Here is a 6,893-nt window from a genome sequence, read left to right as displayed (position 1 = left end):
GCGGCCGCCGCGTAGGCGACGAAGGAGCAAGCGGCGGCCGCGCAAACGCGAGCCACAAAGGGGCCGCGAACACGCCGCGACGAAGTCGCGGCCAGAAGACCCAGTAGGCTGTGGCCGTGTCGAGACGAGCCGATGGCAGGGCGGACGATGAGCTCCGCGAGGTCCGGATCACCCGTGGTTTCACCACGCATCCAGCGGGTTCGGTGCTGGTGGAGTTCGGGCAGACGCGGGTGATGTGCACCGCGAGCGTCACGGAGGGGGTGCCCGCGTGGCGGCGCGACTCCGGATTGGGCTGGCTCACCGCCGAATACGCGATGCTGCCCGCCGCGACGCATACCCGCAGCGGGCGTGAGTCGGTGAAGGGCCGCATCGGCGGACGGACCCAGGAGATCAGCCGCCTGGTCGGCCGTTCGCTGCGCGCCTGCATCGATCTGGCCGCGATCGGCGAGAACACCATCGCGATCGACTGCGATGTGCTGCAGGCCGACGGCGGTACCAGGACGGCCGCGATCACCGGCGCCTATGTGGCGCTGGCGGATGCCGTGACCTATCTCGGCGCGGCGGGCGCGCTGGCCGACCCGCAGCCGATCTCGTGCGCGATCGCCGCGGTGAGCGTCGGCGTGGTCGACGGCCGGGTGCGCTTGGATCTGCCGTACGAGGAGGATTCGCGCGCCGAGGTCGACATGAACGTGGTCGCCACCGATACCGGGACGCTGGTGGAGATCCAGGGCACCGGTGAGGGCGCGACTTTCCCGCGCTCCACGCTGGACAAGTTGCTCGATGCCGCGCTGGCCGGTTGCGAGCAACTGTTCGTCGTGCAGAAGGAAGCGCTGGCACTGCCGTATCCCGGCGTGCTTCCGGAGCAGGCCGACGCGAGGAAGAAGTGATGACCCGTCGTCTGCTGGTGGCCAGCCGCAATGCCAAGAAACTGAACGAACTGCGCCGCATCCTCGACGAGGCGGGGATCGCCGGGATCGAGATCGTCGGGTTGGACGACGTCCCCCCGTACCATGAGGCTCCCGAGACCGGCGCGACGTTCGAGGAGAACGCGCTCGCCAAGGCGCGCGACGGCGCCGCGGCCACCGGTTTGCCGTGTGTCGCCGACGATTCCGGCATCGAGGTGGACGCGTTGAACGGGATGCCGGGTGTGCTGTCGGCGCGCTGGTCGGGCAGGCACGGCGACGACGCGGCCAACAACGCGCTGTTGCTGGCGCAGCTGTCGGATGTGCCGGACGAGCGCCGGGGCGGGCGGTTCGTCTCGACCTGTGCGCTGGTGGTGCCCGGCGGCGCGGAGACGGTGGTGCGTGGGGAATGGCCCGGTTCGATCGGCCGGAAGCCGGTGGGCGACGGCGGTTTCGGCTACGACCCGCTGTTCGTCCCGGCGGGCGGCGAGATCACCGCTGCCCAGCTGACGCCCGCCCAGAAGGACGCGGTGTCGCATCGCGGGCGGGCGCTGGCCCAGCTGACGCCCGCGCTGGCGGCGCTCGCCGCGGACTGACGCGGCCGGGTCAGACGCCGAAGGTCTGCTTGACCTGCTTGGCGTTGACGTGCTCGACGAAGAACGACAGCAGCGGGATGGTGCCCGCGAGCAGCGTGCCGACGGTGCGCAGGACCGGCCAGCGGACCTTGACCGCGAGGTCGGCGGTGACCAGCAGATAGACGAAGTACACCCAGCCGTGCACCACGGCGATCCAGCTGGGGGTGTGCACGTCGAAGCCGTACTTGGCGATCATCTCACCGGTGAGCAGCAGCAGCCAGAGGCCGGTGATCCAGGCCAGCGCCCGGTAGCGCAGCAGCGCCGGGCCGATCTTGGCGGCGTTCCGGGCCGGGGCCGGGGCGGCGGTGGTCTCGGTGGAATTCTCGCTGGTGGTCAACCGGCGCTCCTCTCGCGGGTGTGCAGGCCTGCCGCGCGGACCTGCTCGTCGATGTCGTTGGCGTGCAGCGCGGCGAGGTACCGGTTGTACTCGGCGAGCACCGGGTCGTCATCGCGGACGGCCTTGGGTCGCTCCGGCAACAGACCCGCCGGGAGCTCGGTGGGTGCGACCGGACCGGCGGTGCGCCGAACTGCGGAAGCGCGCCCACGGGCCGCGGTGGACGCGTCCTTCTCCTCGGTTTCGCCTGCCTCGCGCTCGAGCCGGACGTACCGGAAGTAGGCGAAGACGGCGAAGCCCGCGAACAGGGGCCACTGCAACGCGTACCCGAGGTTCTGGCCGGTGCCGCTGGCGGACTCGTACCGCTCCCACTGCCACCAGGCCAGCGCCAGGCAGCCCAGCGCGGCGACGATCACCAGCGCGATGAGGGCCGGGCGGTTGTGTGCCGAGCGGCGGGGTGAGGCGGACACGGCTTCTACGGTACCCGTTCTACTACGCGGGCCGTAGAGCCAGGTACGCCGTCCGGCGCGCGCTGTGACCACGATCATCGTGGTATGGAGCGGTGCCGGACGGAGTGCCCGTATGCGATCGGTTCCGTGGCTTCGGGCGTGACGAGCGGTCTGGTTACTGCGCGGGCGTTCGTCCGGCTCGGAACGAGTAGGTGACGCCGGTCTTGCGCTCGGACTCCTCCCACAGCCGCTGCCACAGATCCCTGTTCTGCGACAGGCGGGTGGACGACGAGGGTTTCACCGGTCCCTGGCTGCCGAAGAGCCTGGTCGGGCCCCAGTAGGTCTCGGGATCGGCGTCGGGCATGGTCGCGGCGAACAGAGTCGAGTGCGCGGCCTTGGCAGGCGAGTGCCCGATCAGACGGATGAACGGCTTGGCGACGTAATCGAGCGGCGTCTCGGTGTGGGCGAAGAGGTCGGTGGCCGAGACACCGGGGTGCACGCCGTAGGAACGCTTGGCCGAGCCGGATTCGCGCAGCCTGCGCTGCAGTTCGCGGGCGAACATCAGGTTGCACAGCTTGGCCTGCGCGTAGGCGAGATTGCGCTGGTAACGACGCTTTTCGTAGTCCAGGTCGTCGATCCAGAGCTTCGGGGTCTGCTTGTGGGCGATGCTGGAGAGGGTGACCACCCGATCGCCGATCCGGTCCAGCAGCAGGCCGGTGAGCGCGAAGTGTCCGAGGTGGTTGACTCCCCACTGGGTTTCGAAACCGTCTTTGGTGCGCGAGAACGGGATGTTCATCAGGCCCGCGTTGTTGATCAGGACGTCGAATCCGCCGATCTCGTCGGCGAACTTACGGATCGAGGCCAGGTCCGCGAGGTCCAGTTCGGCCACGCGGACGTCACCGTCGATGCCGCCGGCGACCTCTTTCGCCTTGACCGCGTTGCGGCAGGCCATGATCACGGTCGCGCCCTTGGACGCCAGGACTTTCGTGGTGACGGCGCCCAGACCGCCGTTCGCGCCGGTGATGACAAAGGTGCGTCCCGTCTGGTCCGGGATCTCAGCTGGTTTCCACGCCATGCGTCAACCTTACTCTGGAGTAAGTTACGGGGGAAGATTTTCGCCATCGATCGTCTCAGACGCGAGAGCTCGTGTCCCGGAAGACGACCGCGACACGAGCTCCGGGCGAGTTGGTCAGCGGCCGCTGCCGATGGGTTGCTGGAATGCCGCAGCGAGCACCGCGCCCACCGTCTCGCCCCACACCTGCCACGTCGCGGGGTCCAGCGTTGCCTGCCCAGGCCGTTCGCGTTGTCGTCGAGGAATCTGCGCAGTTCGGGATACTCGCGCGAGACGCCGAGCGCGCCCGCGAAGATCAGCCCGGCCGACAGGTTGCCGTTGGCCATCCGCAACGCGGCCGACAGATCGGCGGGGATGCCGCCCTCCGCGGTGCCGACCACGTTCAGTTCGGGCGCGTAGTCGCGCTTCGGTTCGGCGGCCCAGCCGGTGGCGATCGCTCCGCCGGAGTAGCCCATCATCCCGACCCTGGTCCTGGTCCCGGACAGTTGCATCGGCGCGAAGTTCTCGGCGGCGCGAATGCCGTCGAGCGTGATGCGCCCGGCCAGCGGGCCCGCGGCGTAGGCCGAGTCCGGGCCCTGGTGATCAGGGATCACCGCGGCCCAGCCCTGGGCCAGCGGCCCATATGTGAGCCCCATCGGTTTCAGACTGCCCCCGAGTATGCGGTGTCCCGACGCGGATCACAAGAAGGAACGTCCTGGAAATCTCGGCCCGACGGATGTTCCCGGTCGCCGCGATTTCGCTACGGTGAGAGATATGACGGCGACAGTGGGCAGGCAATACGGCGGGCGTGCCGTCGTGGAGCGGAAAGCCGAGCGGCGTCAGCGGTTCCTCGACGCGGCCACCCGGATCTTCGCCGAGCGCGGCTACACGAATTGCTCGCTGGCCGACGTGTGCGCCGCCGCGGGATTGTCCAAGCGGCAGTTCTACGAGGAGTTCCAGGCCAGGGAGGACGTGCTGGTCGCGGCCTACGACCGGATCCAGGACGAGGCCGCCGCCGCCGTGCTGGCGCGCCTCGGGGACCTCGACCCCCGATTCGACCTGCCCGCGGCGATGACCGCCGTGGTAGCGGCTTATCTGGCGTCGATCGGCTCCGACCCCTACCGCGCGAAAGTCGCGTTCATCGAAGTGGTCGGGGTGAGCGACCGGATGGAGCGGCATCGTCGTGAACGCAGGCACGCGTGGGCGTCCGTGCTGGAAACTCGTGTGGTGCCGGTGGTCGCCCCCGGTTCGCGGGTGCGCGGCGCGCCCGGATGGGGCGCGAGCGCCTTGATCGGCGCGATCAACGGCCTCGCGCACGAATGGGTGCTCGCCGACCCGCGCCCGACGGTGGCCGAACTCGTCGATCTGCTGGTCCCGATCGCGATGTCGCTCATCGAGCGGCCCGGCGAGAGCTAGCCCCACGCACGGGCAGCGGATTCGCTGCCGTGTCGCTGGATATCCATCGAAGCGGCGAAGTCCCATACTGGGCTGATGGCCGGTTCGGTTGCTGTCGCCGCGGACCCGGTTGCCCCGATGGGCCGGGCCAAGACCAATATCGTGTTCGGCACCATCGTGCTCGGCATGCTGATGGCGGCGCTGGACCAGACCATCGTGTCCACCGCGCTGCCGACCATCGTCGCCGACCTCGGCGGGGCCGGGCACATGGCGTGGGTGGTCACCTCGTACCTGCTCGCCGAGGCGGTGGCGACGGCGCTGGCGGGCAAGCTCGGTGACCTGTTCGGCCGCAAGCTGGTGTTCCAGGTCAGTGCCGTGATCTTCATCGTCGGCTCGATGGTCGCGGGCCTGGCCAACGGCATGCTGTTGCTGGTTCTCGCCCGCGGCGTCCAGGGCTTCGGCGCGGGCGGGCTGATGGTCACCTCGATGGCGCTGATCGCCGACATCATTCCGCTGCGGCAGCGCGGCAAGTATCAGGGCGCGCTGGGCGCGGTGTTCGGGGTGACCACCGTGATCGGTCCGACGCTGGGCGGTCTGTTCACCGACCATGCCAGCTGGCGCTGGTGCTTCTACGTCAACGTTCCGGTCGCCGTGGTCATGATCGCGTTGGCCGCGCGGACCATCCCGCGGGTGCGGGCCGCGGCCAAGCCGATCATCGACTACGCCGGAATCGGGCTGGTGGCGCTGGGCGTGTCCTGTCTGATCCTGGGCCTGGAATGGGGCGGCCAGCAATACGCGTGGGGCTCGCCGACGATCGTCGGCCTGTTCGCCGGAGCGGTGTTCCTGCTGGCCACGTTCGTCGCGGTGGAGTTGCGGGCCGCCGAACCGATGCTGCCGATGGCGTTGTTCCGCAGCCGGGTGTTCACGGTGTGCTCGATCCTCAGTTTCATCGTCGGCTTCGCGATGCTCGGCTCGATGACCTACCTGCCCGCGTACCTGCAATACGTCGACGGCGTCTCGGCCACCATGTCGGGCGTGCGCACGCTACCGCTGGTGGCCGGTCTGTTCGCCACCTCGATCCTGTCCGGGCAGGTGGTCGGCAAGACCGGGCGCTACCGGTACTTCCCGATCGGGGGCACGCTGGTCATGGCGCTCGGCCTGTACCTGATGTCGACGATGGGCCGGACCACCGGCACTTGGCTGGAGTCGCTGTACATGCTGATCCTTGGCATGGGCATCGGACTGGCCATGCAGGTGCTCACCATCGTCGTGCAGAACACCGTGCCCTACGCCCAACTGGGTACCGCGACTTCCGGCGTCACCTTCTTCCGCACGCTCGGCAGCGCCTTCGGCACGGCGATTTTCGGCACCCTCTACAGCAACGAGATCGGGCCCGATCTGGCGGCGGCCCTGGCCGGCGTGCGTGTGCCGCCCGCTGTCGCGGCGGATCCGCAGTCGTTGCGCGCACTGCCCGCCGAACAGTCGGCTCCCATCATCGACGCGTACGCGGACTCGATCGGTCACGTGTTCTTCTGGGTCGTTCCAATCGCGCTGGCCGGATTCGTGATCGCGTGGTTCTTGCCCGAGGTGCCGCTGCGCGACAGTGCGCGGGCGGGTGCGGGTGATGTGGGCGAAGGGTTCTCGGTGCCGGATTCGCCCGATCGGCTGGTGCAACTGGAACGAGCTATCGCGGGCACCATGCGCGGAGCGGGGGCGGAGGATCCGATCGGCGCACGCATCCTCGCCGACGCGGACAGCGATCTCACACGCGGTGAGGCCTGGGCGCTCGGCCAGGTGTATCTGCGCGACCGGGTGCGTGGCCACGCCACGCTGGCGGAGATAGCCAGAGAACACCGGCTCCCCGAAGAGGTCATCGAGCCGATCTACGACCAGGTGGGCGCGGAAGGGTATCTGATGCGCGAGGGGCGACGGTTGCGGCTCACCGATTCCGGCGCGGCCGAGATGGACCGGATCAAGGCGGCTTGGCGGCGCTGGCTCGACAGCAGGCTCGATGATTGGAGCGAGGCCGATCCCGCCGATCGCGCGCTGCTGGACCAGGCGCTGACGAACATCGCCACGAAGTTGCTGGAAGACCAGGCGCGAGAACAGGAGACGGTGCCCGCTTGA

The 6,893-nt window shown here is 69.1% G+C and carries 7 protein-coding genes and 1 pseudogene; 4 read left to right on the top strand and 4 right to left on the bottom strand.

What is annotated here, in order from left to right; all coding sequences use genetic code 11:
* Nucleotides 1–116 precede the first annotated feature (116 nt).
* Both rph and rdgB read left to right on the top strand, forming a co-directional pair.
* Entirely contained in the window at nt 117–887 is a 771-nt protein-coding gene (gene rph / locus ABZ552_RS28400; protein WP_281875196.1) for a ribonuclease PH, read from the top strand.
* Nucleotides 887–1,498 (top strand): RdgB/HAM1 family non-canonical purine NTP pyrophosphatase, encoded by a 612-nt coding sequence (gene rdgB / locus ABZ552_RS28395; RefSeq protein ID WP_357440925.1) that lies wholly within the window; start codon nt 887–889, stop codon nt 1,496–1,498. The genes rph and rdgB overlap by 1 nt, the downstream gene beginning before the upstream one ends.
* Before the next feature lie 10 nt (nt 1,499–1,508).
* Here rdgB and ABZ552_RS28390 read toward each other — a convergent pair whose 3' ends face one another.
* The 4 genes and pseudogenes from ABZ552_RS28390 to ABZ552_RS28375 all read right to left on the bottom strand — a co-directional run.
* Nucleotides 1,509–1,808 carry a DUF3817 domain-containing protein gene (locus ABZ552_RS28390; RefSeq protein ID WP_236566929.1) on the bottom strand — a complete coding sequence of 100 codons (300 nt, stop codon included), beginning with the start codon at nt 1,806–1,808 and terminating at the stop codon, nt 1,509–1,511.
* 62 nt (nt 1,809–1,870) lie between these two features.
* The gene (locus ABZ552_RS28385) at nt 1,871–2,341 is read right to left on the bottom strand and encodes a transcriptional regulator (RefSeq protein WP_281875194.1); all 471 of its coding nucleotides are present in this window, start codon (nt 2,339–2,341) and stop codon (nt 1,871–1,873) included.
* Between the two features lie 154 nt (nt 2,342–2,495).
* Nucleotides 2,496–3,395 (bottom strand): oxidoreductase, encoded by a 900-nt coding sequence (locus tag ABZ552_RS28380; protein ID WP_281875192.1) that lies wholly within the window; start codon nt 3,393–3,395, stop codon nt 2,496–2,498.
* 206 nt (nt 3,396–3,601) lie between these two features.
* Nucleotides 3,602–4,006: pseudogene (locus tag ABZ552_RS28375) on the bottom strand (lipase family protein); the annotation flags it as partial.
* A 139-nt stretch (nt 4,007–4,145) separates the two neighbouring features.
* Between ABZ552_RS28375 and ABZ552_RS28370 the strand changes: the two are divergent.
* A complete protein-coding gene (locus ABZ552_RS28370) occupies nt 4,146–4,787 on the top strand; it encodes a TetR/AcrR family transcriptional regulator (RefSeq protein WP_281875191.1) in 642 nt (213 codons plus the stop codon).
* A 75-nt stretch (nt 4,788–4,862) separates the two neighbouring features.
* On the top strand, nt 4,863–6,893 hold the full coding sequence (locus ABZ552_RS28365; RefSeq protein ID WP_350356347.1) for an MDR family MFS transporter: 2,031 nt from the start codon (nt 4,863–4,865) through the stop codon (nt 6,891–6,893).

Origin of the sequence: Nocardia sp. NPDC019219 (assembly GCF_040632645.1) — a bacterium.
Classification (GTDB): Bacteria; Actinomycetota; Actinomycetes; order Mycobacteriales; family Mycobacteriaceae; genus Nocardia; species Nocardia sputorum.
The sequence above is the reverse complement of the archived record's forward strand: the minus strand, read 5'-3'. Positions and strand labels throughout refer to the sequence as shown.

Bases quoted from the DNA above. Each gene is read 5' to 3' on its own strand.
- ABZ552_RS28365 (WP_350356347.1), top strand. From the start codon at position 4,863: ATGGCCGGTTCGGTTGCTGTCGCCGCGGACCCGGTTGCCCCGATGGGC.
- rdgB (WP_357440925.1), top strand. From the start codon at position 887: ATGACCCGTCGTCTGCTGGTGGCCAGCCGCAATGCCAAGAAACTGAAC.
- ABZ552_RS28380 (WP_281875192.1), bottom strand. From the start codon at position 3,395: ATGGCGTGGAAACCAGCTGAGATCCCGGACCAGACGGGACGCACCTTT.
- ABZ552_RS28370 (WP_281875191.1), top strand. From the start codon at position 4,146: ATGACGGCGACAGTGGGCAGGCAATACGGCGGGCGTGCCGTCGTGGAG.